The organism is Paenibacillus sp. NPDC058071, from assembly GCF_042885235.1.
Lineage (GTDB): Bacteria > Bacillota > Bacilli > Paenibacillales > Paenibacillaceae > Pristimantibacillus.
In genome coordinates, this window is sequence record NZ_JBHVSK010000001.1 from 539,851 (window position 1) to 556,904 (window position 17,054).

The following is a 17,054-nucleotide window of genomic DNA, read 5'->3' on the forward strand; positions in this document are numbered from 1 at the left end:
AGCGCCGCGCCCTAACGCTATGCCCGCCTACTCGATTCCCATCAACAAATTCATCACATACATTTCAAGACCTTCAAAGTCTCTCGTTTCCACGCATTTCTTCTGGAAGTCATAGTCGAAGCGGTTCACTTTATCCTCTAGTGCTCTCACGATTTTCAAGCTGTTCTCCAAGTGCTTATAGCTGTCTTTATCGCCTGTCGTCCGCATCGCTTTTACGTCGAGCCCCACGTATTCGCCGTTAGCGCCGTAGTTGTTCTCCTTCAATACTTTAATCTGATTGAACGCTTGACGAAGGTTCTCCACCCCGAAGCTTTTATCCTGATCGAACTTCATTCCGTTCTGGTCGTTCAAGTGAACCCCCCAAAGCTTATTCATCGCCATGGCGAAGCCAAGCTCATGAGAGGGATCGAGACCGGCCAGCACCGCATGCGCCGATTCCATCAACGCGCCGACCCGAGAAGGATCGATCGTAGCGGCGGATACAGCTAGAACATGTCCCACCGTGCCGCAAATGCTGCGGTCGATTGGCTCGTTCGGTTTAGGCTCGATCAGGATTTTAATATTTTTATCGTAGCTCAACATCGAATTAAGCGCGTCTATCAGCTGTTTCGTCGCCTCAACTGGGCTTTTGCTTTCGGCGCATAACGTCCCTTCCCGAGCTAGCCACAACACCAATTTGTCGCAGCCAAGCTCATTAGCAATATCAATCGATCTGTACGAGCGCCAGAGAGCGAACTCGCGGTCCTTCTCCGATGTCGACATAAAGCCGCCTTCGATCGTATGCGGATCCATCCATAGACGCGGGGCAACAAACTCCGCAACCAGATTATATTTATCTAAAAGCGCTTTCACATTTCTCGCTTCTAATTTGATTTCCTCTTCCGTCAGCTCATTCATGTTAGGTACGGCGTCATCGTCGTGGAACTGAATAGCGCTAAAGCCCATCTCCGCGAATTTCTTGATTTTTTCCTCAAACTCGATTTCATTACGTACAGGCGGCCCGTAAGTATCCGCTCCATTATGAACATTCCAAGGACCTACCGAAAATTTAAACTGTGACATCGTATCGACTCCCTCGTTAAGTAGTGGATTGCTTTTTTAACATCTGCCACTTAACGATAATCGATCTGTTCACGCCCGACATGTATTTGTTTACGATTTCGCGCCTACAATTTTACGATTATTTTCTCATAGAAATGCCAGGCTCTTTTCTTAAGGATAATTGCTTTCAAACTCACATAAAAACAACTGGAATTTCACCACAAATCACTATAAAATGGAACTAATAAATGAAACTAAGTTTCACTCAACGAAACTGACAAGGAGGAGATCCTATGACATACCACTTTTACGGTTTAGATCACATTCAATTGGCAGCCCCGGAAGGCTGCGAGACAGCAGCTCGGCATTTCTTCAATACCCTCTTAGGTTGGGCTGAAATTCCAAAACCTGAAAATCTAAAAAAACGCGGCGGCGTCTGGTTTCAATGCGGTATTCATCAAGTCCATATCGGAGTACAAAAAGATTTTGTTCCCGCTGCAAAGGCCCACCCCGCATTTCGAGTACAGAACTTAAATGAACTGCGAGAGCACCTTCACCGCAACCATATTCAAACAATTGACGATCAGGCACGGGTTGAGGAAGGAATAAGACGCTTCTATGTAAACGATCCTTTTGGAAATCGGCTTGAGTTTTTAGAATCTCTTCTTCCAGATTGATCGCAATATCCAAAATCCAGTATTCGACCCCTCTCCCATTTGCTCACAGCGGCTTCCTCTTGTACAATATTTCGGGCCGTACTTGCAAAGGAGTAACCTGATGTACTCTAAAGAATAGTCACAGAGCTATTCAACGGCAGCAGGAGTCAAATACCGGCTAGCCCAATAACCTAACCCAATTATAGGAGCCAGAATTGCACCGTAAGGAAGGCTCAACCAAATGTCGTTCCATGTAATCAGCCCGTCGCTGATTAATCGGTAAAATAAATAGGCCGAATAAGGCAGCGCTACAACAACAGCGGTGACCACTCCAGGCGTGTAGCGTTTAAGTAAAAAGCTTTGCCCCAAATGAGTAAAAACATGAATAAACATAATCGCGTTAATGCCTAGAAAAAACGCATACTGCTGCCGCTCCGCCGCATAGAAAGTGATAGGAATAAAAGCGATAAGCTCGAACGCAACCGGAACCGCAAACCGGGAGCCGGTCATCGGGCCGAGCTTGCCGATCAATCTTGCGAAGGTTCGCGGCAGCCTTTTTTGTAAGGACGAATGATGCTTCCGCATCCACCCTTCCATAACGATGATCTCCTCCAAATCATGGATCATAAACGCCGCTAGAAAAAGCCAGATCAAAGCTGCGCTTCCGATCTGCACATCCAAAAAACCAATCACGCCTGCACCTCTTCCCGTTCCTAAAATAGGGCATGGCTCTAATACTCCATTCAAGGACAAGCCGCTTTGATTTATGTTTATTCTGGATAAATATGTAATACCGTTTCTATTCTCCATAAAATAAAAAATGCCGTCCGGCAGACGGCTAAGTTAAATGAGTTCATTCGCTACTTTTTGATTGACTCACGCTAACAGTGCGAAAGCCGATCTAAGCGGCTTTCGCACTGTTTCATCTGGCCCTTTTGGCCATTTTTCGATGCCGCCTGCTTCTTCTGGCGCCGTAACGTCTGCCACCGCTTCTTTTCCTTTGACGCTTTGCGCCGCTCCGTTTCCTTGACGGTCTGGTTTTGTTGCGCCGACCTGCTCTCTTCCGCCCCCTGCGCGGCTTTCTATTTATAACGTTCAACCCTGCATCAGAATCTTTCCTTTCCGGTATAGCGGCAAGGAGGACATCCAACAGTTTTTGCAATCTCTGCCGGTACGCATCCAGTCCGTAGACACGCTCGACTGCCCGGCGGTTATGTTCTCCCGCTGCTGTCCTAGCGTCTTCGTTTTGCAGGAATCGATGCACCCGTTCCACAAGACCCGCGAGATCCCCAGCCGGCACGGCGTTATCGGCATTGCCCGTTTGCTCCATAATTTCTTTAAGACCGCCTGAACCGAATGCCACGACCGGTTTACCGAACATCAGACCTTCCAAGGCGGTAAGCCCGAAGCCTTCCGGAATTAAGCTCGGCACGACTAACAGATCCAAGGCCGGATAAAGCGTTGCTATCTGTTCCTCGAATCGTACCCATCGCACGCGTTCCGAATATCCCCGCCGCCGAACGATTTCTTTACCCTCTTCATACAAGCTCTTGTCGACGGGATTCCCGACAACAAGAAACATCGCATTCGCATGCCGGCTGGACAATTCGGCGGCCATATCCATAAAAGGGATGTACCCTTTGCTATCGTAAATCGCTGAAACGATAAAGCCGACCAGCGTATGCCGGGCCTCTATGCCAAGCTGCTGGCGCCTCGATTGTCGATTCACTTCCCATTCGTCCGGCCGAAGCTGTTCGGGATACCAGGATGGCGGCAGGACGTGCACCCGGCCGTGTGCAGCAACGCTATCATTTCTTAACGGCTCGACAGCCGTCTCCGAAATACCGGCGATCCAATCGGAGAATTGATTGATCACAGCTGCGGCAGCGGCTGTATGAGGCGTTTTGCGAATCGTCTCAGTGATGGACCAGACGACTGGGATGCCCTGCTCCTTAGCCGCCATAGCTGGCAGAGGATGAACAGCGGTATTGACTAAGACGGCTTCCGGTCTGTCGTTCGCCAACAGCTGGAGAAGCCACCCATACGATTCCGTACTCTTAAGTTTCTGTAGTTCATCATCGATGTCAGGTTTCGCCAAATATATGAAATCCGTTAGCGGGATCGATAGCTGAATAATCGGAATCCCTTTTTCCGTGGCCCGTTCGGACATAAAACCTGTATTTGGCACAACTAGCGTAATATCGAAAAACGGCTGCAATTCGCTCATCAGAAAGAGCAGCGCTTTTTCCGCTCCGGTTACATAGGAAGTTCCGCAAATATGAGAAAAGGCAAACAGCTTCGGTTTAATCGGCATGAGACATTTACCTCCTCCTATTCACAATCACGATATTCCGCATTGCTTTCAGCTAACTGTTCGATTGTCTATATGTGCAGAAAAACGGGCGAAATCCTTTGTGACGAACGTACTTATCCAACTCCGGCATGGCGCGTACTATGAACCATATCGATACCCTGCAAGGAGTTGGGTTATGAAATGCTTGGTAACGGGAGGCGCCGGCTTTATCGGCTCCCACCTCACGGACGCGCTAATCGGCATTGGAGCCGAGGTGCACGTCGTCGACAATTTCTCTACTGGATTCCGCCGTTGGGTGAATCCTGCCGCTGTTCTGCATCATGAAGATATTACGAGCGATTCCTTCATTCGTATGGTCGAGCAAATAAAACCGGACGTCGTCTTTCATATGGCGGCTCAAGTGGATGTTCAGCGTTCGGTGGCCGACCCTGCTTATGATGCCAATATCAATGTTGTAGGGACGGTTCGTCTGCTGTCAGCCTGCCGGCAAGCGGGTGTACGCAAAGTCATATTTTCCTCTACATCCGCGGTTTACGGCGATTCGGTCCACAATCGTTTGAAGGAAACTACTGCCCCGGCCCCGATCTCCTATTACGGGCTTTCCAAGCAGGCTGGAGAACAGTATATTCGGCTCTTTCACGCTTTGTATGGGTTGAACTATACCATTTTACGGTACAGCAACGTGTTTGGCCCTCGTCAGACGGCGAAAGGCGAAGGCGGCGTTGTCGCTATCTTTATGAACAAACTCCAGCAAGGCCAGCCGCTGCACATCCATGGAAACGGCAATCAAACGCGCGACTTTATTTACGTTCAAGACGTCGTTCAAGCTAATCTGGCGGCTATCGATCACGGCGACCAGCAAACGATCAACATAAGCACCAGTCTTCGCACTTCCGTCAACAATCTGGCACAGCTTATAAGAACACTGCACGGCAAGCCCGTCGCAATCGAATACGGCCCCGCACGACAAGGAGATATTCTCAATAGCTGCCTCTCGAACGATAAAGCAAGACAGCTGCTGAAATGGCAGCCAACGAGCAGTCTGGCAGAGGCGCTTATCGAGACGTACAGGCACTACAACAACTAAATGCTAATCAGACGCCGAATATCAAACGATCCTTTATCGCCTCTCACAGCAATAAAGGATCGTTTTGGCATCTAGGGTTACTTTTTACCCGCTACTACAATCGTCGTAAAGCCATCTTCCCTTCCTGGCACGACTTCATAGGTTTCATTATCCTGCGTTACCGTCTGGAGAATCTGGAAGCCGCATTTTTTCAATAAATCTCGCAGCTCCTTAGGACGATAGTGCCGGTAATGGTACGGATTCACACCTCCAGCATAATACGGATTTTTCAAGTACGGAATGACATTTTCATTCGGAGCCGAGATTAGTAGAATTCCCTCATCATTCAGACAGCGATAGAGCTTCTTGACAAAGGACCGGTCGTCCCGCATGTGCTCCACCGTTTCAAAGCAAACGATTAAGTCATAGCGCTTAATGGGCAGGTCCGCTTGAAAATCGCCGGAAAGGTCCGAATTCAGATAGACCGCTTTCTCATGGTGAAAATAACGGAGCGCCCATTCCAGCGCATGTTCCGAACGATCGGTCCCGACAGCCAGAGCGCATTCTGAATGCTTTGCCAAGTAGTTCGTACCGTATCCTGATCCGCAAGCTGCGTCCAAAACAAAACTGTGCCGGCTAATAAAACGCAGCGCATAGTGATACCGGTAATGATGATCCATCATTACGTCATAGAACGAGGTCGCGTACATGCGCTCCATTTCTGTCGTTTCGTCATCCATTCCCCATTCCTCCTAATAGCAAATCCAATAGATTAATCTATTCTATTACTCTCGGTAAGGAAACGTTTCTTCTCTTTAAAAATCGATATGATCACCTAATACCACATCTTTTTAATGAAAGGAGGTGAAAGAAATGGCTGTTACGATTAACGATTATCAATTCCAGGAGATCCCCCAGAATACATTGTCTCTTCCTCTTCTCATTGCTCCCGGTGCTGAAGTGCTGCTGACCTCGATCTTTTTAAATATTAACAGCATTAACAATCGGATTGAGCTCAAAGCGACAATCGGTTGGGAAGCCCAGTTGCTAACGTTAAATATTGTGCCAAAGCTTCTGTTCCGTATTAGACGCGGCGGTATTAGCGCACCAGCGCCTGTCGTATTCCAGACGACCGATTCCGCTTTCCTCGGAACCGCGCAGGAAGGCCCTTGGGTCGCTCTCGACTTCACAACCTCCTTCCAGCATACCGAAACGGCAATTGCACCTATTGTAGGCACTTTCCAGCAATATGCGCTCACCGTTGAACATGTCGGCCAAAACACAGCAACCATCACCGGCCCCGTACACTTAGACGGAATCGTATACCTTTAATCCGTAAAAAAACAGGCAGGGAATCCGTTCACGCGGACTTCCGTGCCTGTTTTCTACTGCTACAAATTTTCGAAAATATTTTGCGAGCCGGTTCGAGTATCCATCCATACGGTAATCGTATTGCCTGCAGCATTAATGACAAGATCGTTATAGTCGCCAATCGAGGGTGTCGGCGTACCGAGAGACGGATCGGCATTCGGGTTAAAAGAAACGCTCGTTATGCGCGTATTCGGCAGAAACGTAGAACCGGCGTTGTTGGATACTGCCAAGAAGACATCGATCAGATTGCTTGTGACCCGATTGGTATAATACATAATTTGCACCGACCCATTATCGCGGGAAACGGTTAAATTGGGCAAAAAGTTTTGCGTGCCTGCTGGACTGTCGTCGACCTGTATCGGCGTCGACCATGAGACACCGCTGTTAGTAGAGCGCGACATGAAAATATGTGCGCTTCCGGTCCGATTGTCCTGCCAGGCGGCATAAACAACCCCTCCTCCATTAAATGGTGAAATATCGACAGCCAAATAAGCAATCGTCAAAACACGGAAGCCGAAGGTCGGGACCGGGAGCGGCGTTGGCACCAATGATACATTGGAAATGTTGACTATCGGACCGAAAGTTACGCCGCCGTCATCCGATCTTCGCAATAGAAATTGCGGTGTGCCCGGCCCGTATTGCATCCAACCGACATAGATCTCACCTCTCGGTCCGATTGCGATCGTCGAGCCAAAATTCGAAACGTTCTGCACCTGATTGGTTAGTAGTATCGGAGCTGACCAGGTCAAACCTTGGTCCAATGAGCGTGTAAACAACGTCTCCGAGCTCGTAAAGTTGTTAAAATAACGTGTAAAAGCAATGTACGCCTGACCCAAAAAAGGACTGCCGTTTGCCGTGTCGATCTCTAACGCCGGCTTATCATTATAAACAGCGGTCTCAAATCCTTGGTTGACAATAATGGGCGTCGAGAAGGTGGCGCCGTTGTCGGTCGACCGGTACACGATGATAGAAGAGTCTCGCACCGGATTGACGTTGAGCGCCGTAGCCGCAACTAGAAAGAGATTGCGGTAACCGTATGCGCCTACGGCGTCTCCCGAAGCTGCGAAACCGGCAGGAGGCGGCTGCAGCAATTGAGTATACGAGGCACCCCCGTTAATCGATCGATAAATTGTCGTCATATTATTGCCCGACCGCAAGTCGTTTGTTGTTACGATAATTGTCGATTGATTCAACGTATTAAGCGTGATCGATGGTTCCTGCTGAGGCCCTCCAGGCGTCACTTGAATATTAACCATAATCGCTTTCCTCCCAATTTGGTTTTTATTTATTAGCCGCTTGCCCCAAACAGAATAGAACCAACGATATGATCGTCAACTAGAGAGAACGATGTAGGAATCTGCATATTGTAACGGCTGTAAAAGGCCGTGCGTACCAGGGGCGTATACTTGTTCACGCTTTTAGGAGGATGCGCCGCTGTTCGCACCCGTTTACCTTTTAGAACATCATCGTAAAGCGACAACGTCCGCTGCAGCATTGTAGGCAGCGACCATTGCATCAACCCCCATTGTCTGCCGTTTGCCGCCAATTGATTGCGCAGTGCGGGGTCATCCAGCAGCGCCTTTAAACAAACCATCAAGTGACCGGCGCTGCCCGCATGGGCCAGAAGTCCGGTAACCCCTTGCGTGATCATTTCCGGTATCCCTCCCGCATCCGTGGCGACGACTGCCTTTTTCGCGACTTGCGCCTCCATAACCGTGAACGGCTGATTGTCATGCAAGCTGGGAAGGACGACGATATCAGAGTGCTTCAACAGCGCAGGAACATCGCTTCTGTTGCCCATAAATATGACGTGTTGATCCAGTCCAAACTGCGAAGCCTTCTGCTGCAGCTCCTGCCTCAAATCTCCATCGCCTACCAGAAGGCAAACCCAATCGCTTCTTGACTGTTTCAGTCTATATAAAGCTTCCAGCAGACAACTATGCCCTTTTACATAGTCCATCCTGGCAGGGCATATGATTACGCTTGTCGATTTCGGAAACGATAATGCAGCCCCTTCTTCCATTCGCGATAAAAAACGAACGATATCCATTCCGTATGGGATGACTTCCATATGAGCGTGCGGCACCTTGTAGCCAGCTAAGATGCGATGCAGCCATTGCGTAGGGACGATTGATACATCGCTGGAGGTTACGCCGTAATACTCTCTTGCGCATGCATATTTCCAAATGGAGTTTTGCGGAACCTGACCGCCGCGGGTAAGCCAGTATTCATTGGCCAGACACCCGTGAATGGTGTTGATTTGCGGAATACCAGCCGGTTTAATTTGCCATAAAGCTCTAGCGGAGATGACGTCCTGCGCATGAATGAGATCGTATTTTTGCAGCCCGAAAAAGGAAGCGGCCAAAGCAAAGGCGCATAATTCGATTTCTTGCTCGATGATCCATGAATCAATTTTGCCCGCATAGGGCGCATAAGCGTCGCGTATATACGGCTCAATCACGCTTATAAATCTTTTCTTGTCTACTCGGCTCCCCGATTGGATCATATAATAGCTCATTTTGTCAGGATGACGGGCAAAGATGTCGACTTGATGCCCTTGTCGCTCAAGGCTCGCTTTCAAATCTTGAATATAAGCCCAAACGCCCCCGACATGCGGCAGCAGCCAATAAGTTGCAATCAGTATTTTCATCGATTGCCTCCTTGCGCTGCAAGGAGCGTTCGTTCGTACAATGCAACCGTTCGCCCAGTCATCAAATTGATCGGCCACTTTCGCAAACCGTCCAGCCGTGCTTGATTTGCTAGCCGTATACGCAGGCTGTCGTCGTCCAGCAGCCGGTTTATCGCCGCATGCAGCAGGTCGGCTCGCGAAGGCGGAAACAACAGGCCGTTCTCTCCGTCTGCAATCATTTCCGGAATCCCCCCCACTTCCGAAGCGATAATCGCTTTGCCGGAAACCTGCGCCTCCATGACAACGAATGGGGTGTTATCGTGGATGCTTGGTACAACGACGAAGTCCGCTTCCTTTAATAAGGCCGGCATATCGTTTCGATGGCCCAGAAACCGGACGCGGTTTTGCAAACCGAATTGGATCGCCAATTGCTCCAAATGACCGCGAAGCGGACCGTCTCCGACCAGCCAACAGATCCAATCCGAACGATGACTGGCAAGCGCGGCTAAAGCTTGCAGCAGTACGTGATGGCCTTTGACCGGGTCCAGGCGAGCCGGACATACAATCAATTTACCGCCCTCCTTGCCCGAATTCGCAGAAGGGATTGCGGCCGCTCGCAGAAAGGCAATGGTGTCCATTCCGTAAGGAACAATGTCCGTTTGCTCATTGGCCTTCCTGAACGAATCATATCGCTTCAGCAGCCATTGCGAAGGCATAATCACACGGTCGCCAACCGTGCTGCCGAAGCGATCAAGCTCATGGGCCCACTGCCATGACGCTGATCCGTTCGCGATAGCTCCTTGATACTCCCACTCAGCTGCCAGCCTCCCATGCAGCGTTACAACGAGCGGCGTGCCGGCTGGTTTTACTTCCGATACGCAAATAGCCGAAATGACATCTTGCGCATGGATGATATCGTAGTTATTTAGTGTAAACACCGACAGCGCTTGCCGGAAAGCGAGACGTTCCGCTTTCATGGCGGCAAGCCACGGATCATAACCGCCTACTTTATCGTTATATTGTCTGGCGATCTGATCTCGGATTGGCCTTAGCACAAACTCCTTGTTCAGCCATACATTTTTGTCCATGTTATGATAGTTCGTCCCGGTTCCGTCATGGGATAAAATATCAACCTCATGCCCTCTGTCCTGAAGCCCTTTCCGCAGCGCCAGCACATAAGTGGATACGCCGCCTGTGTACGGAACGCACCAATAAGAGACAATAGCGATTCTCATTCGTATCCTCCTTGCTACGCCCGGTTGCGGTACCACTCGATTGTTTTGCGAATTCCGTCCTCCAGCAATACGGAGGGCTGATAGCTCAATACGGCTCCCGCGCGCGTCAAGTCCGGCTCCCGGGCGGGCATATCCTCATAGCCGGGTCCATACGCTTCATCATAGGTCTTCGATATAATCGGCGAGGCTGAGTCGGCACTGGAAACAATCAACTGGGCAAGCTCTCTAATGGTAATGGAACGATTGGTTCCGATATTGAACGCCTGATCATTTGCGTTCGGACTGAGCGCAGCGACCGTACCGGACACCGAATCGTCGACGTAGGTGAAGCAGCGCGACTGCGTTCCGTCGCCATAAACCTCGAGCGGCTCTCCATTCAAGGCCGCTTTGATGAATCTCGCAATGACGCCTCCGTATTGCGAATTCGTTTGTCGTGGGCCATAGGCGTTGAAGTAGCGGAGAACGGTGACGGGAAGTCCCTTTTTGGCGTAAGCGAAGCACATATGCTCATCCAGCGATTTTGCGGTCGCATAACACCACCGGTGAACGGACGGCGCTCCATAAAATCTGCCGGACAGCTCATGGAATGGCAATTCGCTATTTTTACCGTAAATTTCGGAAGTCGATGCAAAAATAACTTTTGCTTGGCGCGGGTACGCCAATTCCAATACATTTCTCGTACCGTCAATATTGCCCTCAATGACCTTGAGCGGATCTTCCACTGTATTTTTAACGCCTAATACGGCTGCAAGATGAAAGATAACGTCAGCTTTATCGATCCAGTTCTTCATCAATCCGCGATCCGTTACCGAGCCCTCGATAAGCGTATGACGGTTATTGGAAGCATGCTGGGCTAGAAACTCCCGTTTTCCATTCGAGAAATCGTCAATCGACCAAACCGTATGGCCCGCGCCAAGCAATCGGTCCACCAAATGCGAACCGATAAACCCGGCTCCGCCGGTAACGACTATTTTCATAACGCACCATCCTTAGAGTAAAGTGATTGACTGACGGTCCTTCATGTTCTTTGTGGCATTGCGAGTGTCTAAGACAATGGTGGAATTTTCAACCAGCAGTTCGTACGAGATATCGGAGTGATCGGTCAATATAAGCGTGCAATCGAATTTTTTTACATTTCGGGCCGTTAGCGGCAGCGTCCGGTATTTCTTCCCTTTAATCGTTAATTCGTGAATATAGGGGTCGAAATATTCGAACTTCAAGCCGGCTTCCTGCATTTTTTCCATAATCGGGATGGCGCTGGACTCTCGCATATCATTGACATCCTTTTTATAGGTCACGCCTATGACGAGCACACTGCTTTCGCCCGCCGACTTCGGATACAAGCTTTTGACGACTCGCTCGACGATATACTCCGGCATCGTTTCGTTAACTTGATGGCTAAGCTCGATAAAGGGCAAATCCAATTGAAGCTCTCTTGCCTTCCATAATAAATAGAGCGGATCGACAGGTATGCAGTGGCCCCCTACTCCTGGACCGGGATAATATTTCGTAAATCCAAAAGGCTTCGTTCCGGCTGCCTCAATCGCTTCCCAAAGATTGATATCCAGCTGTTCGCTTACTTGCAGCAAGCTGTTCATGAACGAAATATTGATGAAACGCTGGCAATTCTCCAGCAGCTTCGTCATCTCAGCGACTCTCGGCGAAGACACGACAACGACTTCATCAAAGGCTGCACTATATACGCTTTTGGCGAACGCTGTACAGGAAGGCGTAACGCCGCCAACCACTTTCGGAATTTGCGCCAGCTCCCAAGTCGAACCGGGATCAATCCGCTCGGGCGAATAGGCCAGCGAAATATCTCTTCCTACGAGCAGTCCTGTAGACTCCAAAATCGGTTTCAGCTTCTCCTCGCTTGTTCCAGGAAATGTCGAGCTTTCCAGCACGAAAAGCTGGCCCCGCTTCAAATAAGGAATCGTACTTTGCGCCGCCTGCAGTACGTAGCTCAAGTCCGGCTGATGATTGCTGTCAAGAGGCGTCGGCACGCAGAGGATAACAACCTCCGTCTTGGCTACCGCTTCGAAAGACGTGCCGACGTGGAAGCGGTTGGTGCTGAATAAACCACGAATCTCGTTTTTTCTGAAATCGGTCAGATACGACTGCCGTTTAAGCAGCATGTTGACTTTCTGCTCATTCGCATCAATGCCGTAAACCGTATGGCCCTTCTCTACAAACAACTTCGCCAGCGGCAGCCCGACGTATCCGAGCCCGATTATACTAATGTTATATTTGAGACTGCCCTCCATCATTGTTACAACTCCCTTAATTGATCTTCTAGCATCCTACGCAAATCAATTAATTTCGCATTAGATGAAAGACTATTTTCATTGAATATAGTGAAGTATCCCGAAATCGGAATATTAATAGAATTCTGTGCAAGTTATCCCTTTCCGTTAAGCCCGCCGGACCTATAATCTAGTTCGCAAATAAACGTCCGCCTATCCTTTTGGGGAATGAATTGAGGCTCTTGTCCGTGATCAATGGTATAGATCGCTCATATAATGTGGGGACGACCGACCAATCGACCGGAAGGACTGAACAAATGAGAATATTAATTGCATGCAGTTGGTCGCTTCCTCATGCCGGGGGAGTAAGCACATACGTCAATCAGCTGCTTACAGGCTTGCAGCGAGCCGGACATCAGGTACACACCTTTTCCCCTACTCCTGACGGCCAGGGGTTTCATATTCCGGAAAGAAACGCTGTCATTGATAAAAATGCGCTGCGGCCGCTGCTTGCCCATCAAACCTACAGCTACACAGGGCCTCATATCCCGAACCTCGATCCATGGATCACTTATTCCGAGATCGAACGCTATACGCTGGAAGCGGCGGCCTCCTATTTCGGCGTATCCGATTATGACGTCATTCACGCTCAGGACATCGTAAGCGCCCATGCCATTTCGCGGGTGAAGCCTCCTCATGTCGCTCTGGTGACCACCATTCATGGATGCCTCGCGAAAGAATGGTTCGTCAAATTGAAAGAGATGGGGCTGCCGGAGCAAGACACGACCTCTCCTCTATGGTTTTACTCCGTCATGCGTGAACATATCGGCGCTACGGTTGGCGATATCACCATTGCGCCGTCGAATTGGTTGAAGGAACTTCTCGTTAATGAATTTTCCGTACCGGAGAACCGGGTAATCGTCAGTCATTACGGAATCGACATCGATAAATTTTTGCTAAGCATGAACAGAGAACCGATTACGATAAAACCAGCCTCGAAAACGGTATTGTTATGTCCTGCACGCTTTGACGTTGTCAAAGGCCATATTCATCTCGTACATGCGCTTGCCAGGTTGAAGGAAGAACGCACAGACTGGGTATGCTGGCTTGCCGGAGACGGTTCTCTCCGCGAAGCGGTCATGCAAGCCGTTTCCGAACTGGGGCTTGACGAGCAGATTCTGTTCTTAGGTAATCGCGCCGATATTCCCCAACTGATCGGTCAGGCCGACTTTGTCGTGCTGCCCAGCATTCAGGATAACCAGCCCTTTGCCGTTATTGAAGCGCAAGTAGCAGGCAAGCCTTTGATCGTTTCCGATGCTGGAGGAATTCCAGAAATGCTTCCTCCTCCGTTCAACCAGCATATTTCGCGTGCCGGTGACAGCGAGCAGCTATATCTCTCTATAAAAAATGCTCTTGACCACGCAGACGCCTCCCACGTAACGGCGCTTTCCGCCAAGGAATGGGCATTGCAGCATTGGTCGTTGCAGCATTTAACCGAGCGCATGCTGGATTTGTACGGGCAAACCATAAGCAAACGTCCTGCGCGTAGTCAATCCGCTGCGCCTTTGCCTGAACCTTTGACGTCTGCAAACGCCGAGCTTCAGTCTGAAGCAGCGACCGATCAACAACCGAAAGGAAAGGCGGCGCATCGAAAATGGAAGGTCAGAAAAAGAAGAAGATCCGTTTTCAAACGAAGAAAAAGAAGTTCATTGTTCGGAAAGCGAAGAAGGGCAAGAAAAAGTCGATAGTCCGGCAACGAAAATCGGCTCGCTTGCGAAGACGTTCCGTTCATTCGGTTGCCCTGCCGCTGAGCGAGTCCTCCTCTTCGGATAAACCTAACGACCTTCATGCGTCGTCCGATAGTAGTACAACCCGAACCATCGATTCCTTAATTACTGCCATGCATGGAGGCGCCGAAGAGCTTCAATATGACGCAGCGGCATGGCAACAAATTCTGCTTGCACTTCCCGCCGAGTATACCGTACCGGACATGGTCATCCTGCAGCCGCTTCGTCAAAGATTGCTGGAAGTCGGTTAAAAAAGCCGAAGAACCGCTTAGCGCATGGCTAAGCGGTTCTTCGGCTTTTTCGGCAGATCATTAATGGATTCGCCGTAACTTTTGAACAATAGACTGTATAATTAATGCAAGTAATATACCTATCGTAAACGTATAGTAGTTAATAAACATCGTATTGGTGTATTGGTTCACAGCGCCAAACTCTTTGATCCGATCATGTATCGAATGATAGAGCGAAGCTGCAAAGCGATACTCTAAAAAAGAGACTAGCAGCAATGCGCATAAAAGCAATATTGGATAAAAAATAGTTCGGTTAGCGAAAAACTTTACTTTGTTAATGATATAAATTATTAATGCTATTAGCGAAATGTAGATTGGTATTTCGATGTACCAAAGCACAATGCCAGGATTGCCATTGCCTGAAATGCCTTTACCGGGAAGAAGCTCCATCGTAAATACACTGACTAAGTAGATGACGAATAAATTTAGCGCGAATAAGCATGACGAAATAATCAAAGCCGTCTTTAATTGCATCGTCTGCGCCTCCCTATCGAGAAGTTTACTAGAATCGAGCATAAACCCGGAATCAGAGCGTTACTTCAAGCGAGGGGGAACGCTACTGGTCAGAGGGTTCTTCCGATCGCCATTAAAGCCTGATTCCTTTTATTTTAGGCTATGTTAAACTCTAATGTTGATTTTTAAGCATAAGAAAACCGCCTTGGTGAATAAGGCGGTTTATCGAGCTATCGTTCACCGTTAGCTCAATCCCATCTATATATCGAGAAGAATTATTCTTCATCTTTAGAGTAACCTTCTTCAGTAAACTTATCGTAACTTCCGTCTTCTCGTTTTACGATAACAACTTTCGCTTCCTCATTTGAGGTGTAAATTTCTTCCCCAACTTTTAAAAAATTTGACGAAAAATCATCTGTTGGATACACCTTAGCATCTACTGATTTTTTAACTTCTCCTATTTTATCATCAATTGTAAACTCATTACTTTCCATATCACCTTGCCATATATATTCTTTCCCGTTAACCAATAAAATAGCAGCATATGAATGTTCTGTGCTGTTGCTACATCCAATCAACGCTATTCCAGCCATAAATATTAAAGTAAGTAACATAAGATTTTTACTCAATAAATCCCCCCACAAGAAATGATTTCTTCAAACAATCTTCCTCCCGCTGACTCTCGCTAATTTACTGCCATATAATAGACACGTTTTGAGAGAAAAAGTTATATCGACGAGTGATGTAATTCCTGGAACTAAACTGCCCGTTAGCTTAACAAGAATAAGCAGACAGCCGAAGCTTTTTATTCGTGTCGTTCACAGTAAACAAGCACGATTTGACCAACATATTCTTCTTATTCGATGAGGTATTCTCATATTCCTTGCTGTCTATATAACGGAACCAAACCAAATAATGTTGCAAATATTTGGTTGCAACACCATTGAAGCGGTCCATCCATTTCTTCAAGCGGCTGTGGTAGCTGTTTACGTTTTGGATATGGTAAACGCCCTTGACGCGCTGTTTTCCATCGGATTTGAATCGGTAATGAGTCAAACCTTTTGAATTCGCATAAGAGCTGAATGCCCGCCAGGAATCCGTACAAAGCACATTGGAGTCCGATAAATGACCACCAATCGCCTCGTCCAATTTTGTTGTCCTAATACGACCACGTCCAAGAACACCAGAGTAGGTCATCTTCTGACGGTCACGGGCTACGAGGACACATACCTAGTTGTTGCTGATGCCACGATCTTTGGCTTTTCCGCCGCGTTTTCTTGGCTTGCGTTCAGCGATGTTCCGCTTGCCCTTTTCCGAGTACAGAAAGTAGGTCTCGTCCATTTCGACGATACCTTGGAATGCTTCAGTTGGAACCTGCTTCAGGGCAGCAAGAATCTTATGCCGTTAATAAAACAAGGTGACGTGTGTAACTTCACCAGCACATTTCCGCAGTGAATAACCCTCAATCATGAATTCAATGAAACGAACCCAAAGATGAGGTCTACGTGTGCGCTGAAGAGGGGTGTTTGTGAGGTCGTTAAACGTCTGTAAACAGGATTTACAACGGTAACGCTGCCGTTTTACCACTCCAGCACGTGTTTGAACAGTATATTTTCCAAACCGCACGACAGAATGGTTTTCGCAATGAGGACAAACAAGCCCATCTTTGTGCTTCTGCTCTTGGATTTCATCAATTGCTCGAACTGGAGCCGACACGCCCTTGGTTCGGGACTGCAAGAAGTAGATAAGCTCCCGCTTGCTATTATCGTCCAACGTTTCAGCAAGTTTTTTAAGTTCCTTTAAATCCATGGGCACACCATCTCCGAACAGAGATATTACCCTCATTATAGAACATTAGTTCTCATTTATCGAATATCAACATTTAGATTTAACATAGCTTTATTTTATATATAGTTTCGTTAGGAATTTGGCTTTAAAAGCGACCACTATCGTTTCTCCAGAATCCCTC

General features: G+C 48.3%; 16 protein-coding genes and 1 pseudogene. 5 read left to right on the forward strand and 12 right to left on the reverse strand.

The window, feature by feature from the left end; genetic code table 11:
• Positions 1 to 27: 27 nt before the first annotated feature.
• Complete coding sequence (locus ACFVTB_RS02450; RefSeq protein WP_387744599.1) at positions 28 to 1,062, reverse strand: TIM barrel protein; 1,035 nt, start codon at positions 1,060 to 1,062, stop codon at positions 28 to 30.
• 272 nt (positions 1,063 to 1,334) lie between these two features.
• Here ACFVTB_RS02450 and ACFVTB_RS02455 point away from each other — a divergent pair, with 272 nt between their 5' ends.
• The gene (locus ACFVTB_RS02455; protein ID WP_387744602.1) at positions 1,335 to 1,718 is read left to right on the forward strand and encodes a VOC family protein; all 384 of its coding nucleotides are present in this window, start codon (positions 1,335 to 1,337) and stop codon (positions 1,716 to 1,718) included.
• 126 nt (positions 1,719 to 1,844) lie between these two features.
• On the opposite strand, the gene ACFVTB_RS02460 is transcribed toward ACFVTB_RS02455, so the two are convergent.
• Together ACFVTB_RS02460 and ACFVTB_RS02465 are read right to left on the reverse strand one after the other, a co-directional pair.
• Positions 1,845 to 2,390: an HXXEE domain-containing protein gene (locus ACFVTB_RS02460; protein ID WP_387744605.1), complete on the reverse strand. Its 546-nt coding sequence runs from the start codon at positions 2,388 to 2,390 to the stop codon at positions 1,845 to 1,847.
• A gap of 229 nt (positions 2,391 to 2,619) precedes the next feature.
• A complete protein-coding gene (locus tag ACFVTB_RS02465; RefSeq protein WP_387744608.1) occupies positions 2,620 to 4,011 on the reverse strand; it encodes a glycosyltransferase in 1,392 nt (463 codons plus the stop codon).
• Between the two features lie 175 nt (positions 4,012 to 4,186).
• Between ACFVTB_RS02465 and ACFVTB_RS02470 the strand changes: the two genes are divergently transcribed.
• Positions 4,187 to 5,098 (forward strand): NAD-dependent epimerase/dehydratase family protein, encoded by a 912-nt coding sequence (locus tag ACFVTB_RS02470; protein WP_387744610.1) that lies wholly within the window; start codon positions 4,187 to 4,189, stop codon positions 5,096 to 5,098.
• 77 nt (positions 5,099 to 5,175) lie between these two features.
• Here ACFVTB_RS02470 and ACFVTB_RS02475 read toward each other — a convergent pair whose 3' ends face one another.
• Positions 5,176 to 5,817 (reverse strand): class I SAM-dependent methyltransferase, encoded by a 642-nt coding sequence (locus tag ACFVTB_RS02475; RefSeq protein ID WP_387744613.1) that lies wholly within the window; start codon positions 5,815 to 5,817, stop codon positions 5,176 to 5,178.
• 133 nt (positions 5,818 to 5,950) lie between these two features.
• Here ACFVTB_RS02475 and ACFVTB_RS02480 point away from each other — a divergent pair, with 133 nt between their 5' ends.
• Positions 5,951 to 6,409: a hypothetical protein gene (locus ACFVTB_RS02480; RefSeq protein ID WP_387744616.1), complete on the forward strand. Its 459-nt coding sequence runs from the start codon at positions 5,951 to 5,953 to the stop codon at positions 6,407 to 6,409.
• A 59-nt stretch (positions 6,410 to 6,468) separates the two neighbouring features.
• On the opposite strand, the gene ACFVTB_RS02485 is transcribed toward ACFVTB_RS02480, so the two are convergent.
• The 5 genes from ACFVTB_RS02485 to ACFVTB_RS02505 are packed head-to-tail and all read right to left on the reverse strand — an operon-like array spanning position 6,469 to position 12,579.
• On the reverse strand, positions 6,469 to 7,704 hold the full coding sequence (locus tag ACFVTB_RS02485; protein ID WP_387744619.1) for a sialidase family protein: 1,236 nt from the start codon (positions 7,702 to 7,704) through the stop codon (positions 6,469 to 6,471).
• A gap of 32 nt (positions 7,705 to 7,736) precedes the next feature.
• Entirely contained in the window at positions 7,737 to 9,098 is a 1,362-nt protein-coding gene (locus ACFVTB_RS02490; protein ID WP_387744622.1) for a glycosyltransferase family 4 protein, read from the reverse strand.
• Positions 9,095 to 10,312, reverse strand: a complete 1,218-nt coding sequence (locus tag ACFVTB_RS02495; RefSeq protein ID WP_387744625.1) for a glycosyltransferase family 4 protein — start codon at positions 10,310 to 10,312, stop codon at positions 9,095 to 9,097. The genes ACFVTB_RS02490 and ACFVTB_RS02495 overlap by 4 nt, the downstream gene beginning before the upstream one ends.
• Before the next feature lie 14 nt (positions 10,313 to 10,326).
• Positions 10,327 to 11,289 (reverse strand): NAD-dependent epimerase/dehydratase family protein, encoded by a 963-nt coding sequence (locus ACFVTB_RS02500; RefSeq protein WP_387744628.1) that lies wholly within the window; start codon positions 11,287 to 11,289, stop codon positions 10,327 to 10,329.
• 12 nt (positions 11,290 to 11,301) lie between these two features.
• Positions 11,302 to 12,579 carry a nucleotide sugar dehydrogenase gene (locus ACFVTB_RS02505; protein WP_387744631.1) on the reverse strand — a complete coding sequence of 426 codons (1,278 nt, stop codon included), beginning with the start codon at positions 12,577 to 12,579 and terminating at the stop codon, positions 11,302 to 11,304.
• 293 nt (positions 12,580 to 12,872) lie between these two features.
• On the opposite strand from ACFVTB_RS02505, the gene ACFVTB_RS02510 reads away from it, so the two are divergent.
• Together ACFVTB_RS02510 and ACFVTB_RS02515 are read left to right on the forward strand one after the other, a co-directional pair.
• Positions 12,873 to 14,303, forward strand: a complete 1,431-nt coding sequence (locus ACFVTB_RS02510) for a glycosyltransferase family 4 protein (protein ID WP_387744634.1) — start codon at positions 12,873 to 12,875, stop codon at positions 14,301 to 14,303.
• Positions 14,304 to 14,326: 23 nt separating this feature from the next.
• Positions 14,327 to 14,593: a hypothetical protein gene (locus ACFVTB_RS02515; protein WP_387744636.1), complete on the forward strand. Its 267-nt coding sequence runs from the start codon at positions 14,327 to 14,329 to the stop codon at positions 14,591 to 14,593.
• A gap of 60 nt (positions 14,594 to 14,653) precedes the next feature.
• On the opposite strand, the gene ACFVTB_RS02520 is transcribed toward ACFVTB_RS02515, so the two are convergent.
• From ACFVTB_RS02520 to ACFVTB_RS02530, 3 genes and pseudogenes are all read right to left on the reverse strand, one after another.
• Positions 14,654 to 15,106, reverse strand: coding sequence for a hypothetical protein (locus ACFVTB_RS02520; protein WP_387744639.1), 453 nt, complete (start codon positions 15,104 to 15,106; stop codon positions 14,654 to 14,656).
• Positions 15,107 to 15,360: 254 nt separating this feature from the next.
• Positions 15,361 to 15,714, reverse strand: coding sequence for a flagellar basal body-associated FliL family protein (locus ACFVTB_RS02525; RefSeq protein WP_387744642.1), 354 nt, complete (start codon positions 15,712 to 15,714; stop codon positions 15,361 to 15,363).
• 145 nt (positions 15,715 to 15,859) lie between these two features.
• A pseudogene (locus ACFVTB_RS02530) lies at positions 15,860 to 16,894 on the reverse strand (IS1595 family transposase).
• Positions 16,895 to 17,054: the final 160 nt, after the last annotated feature.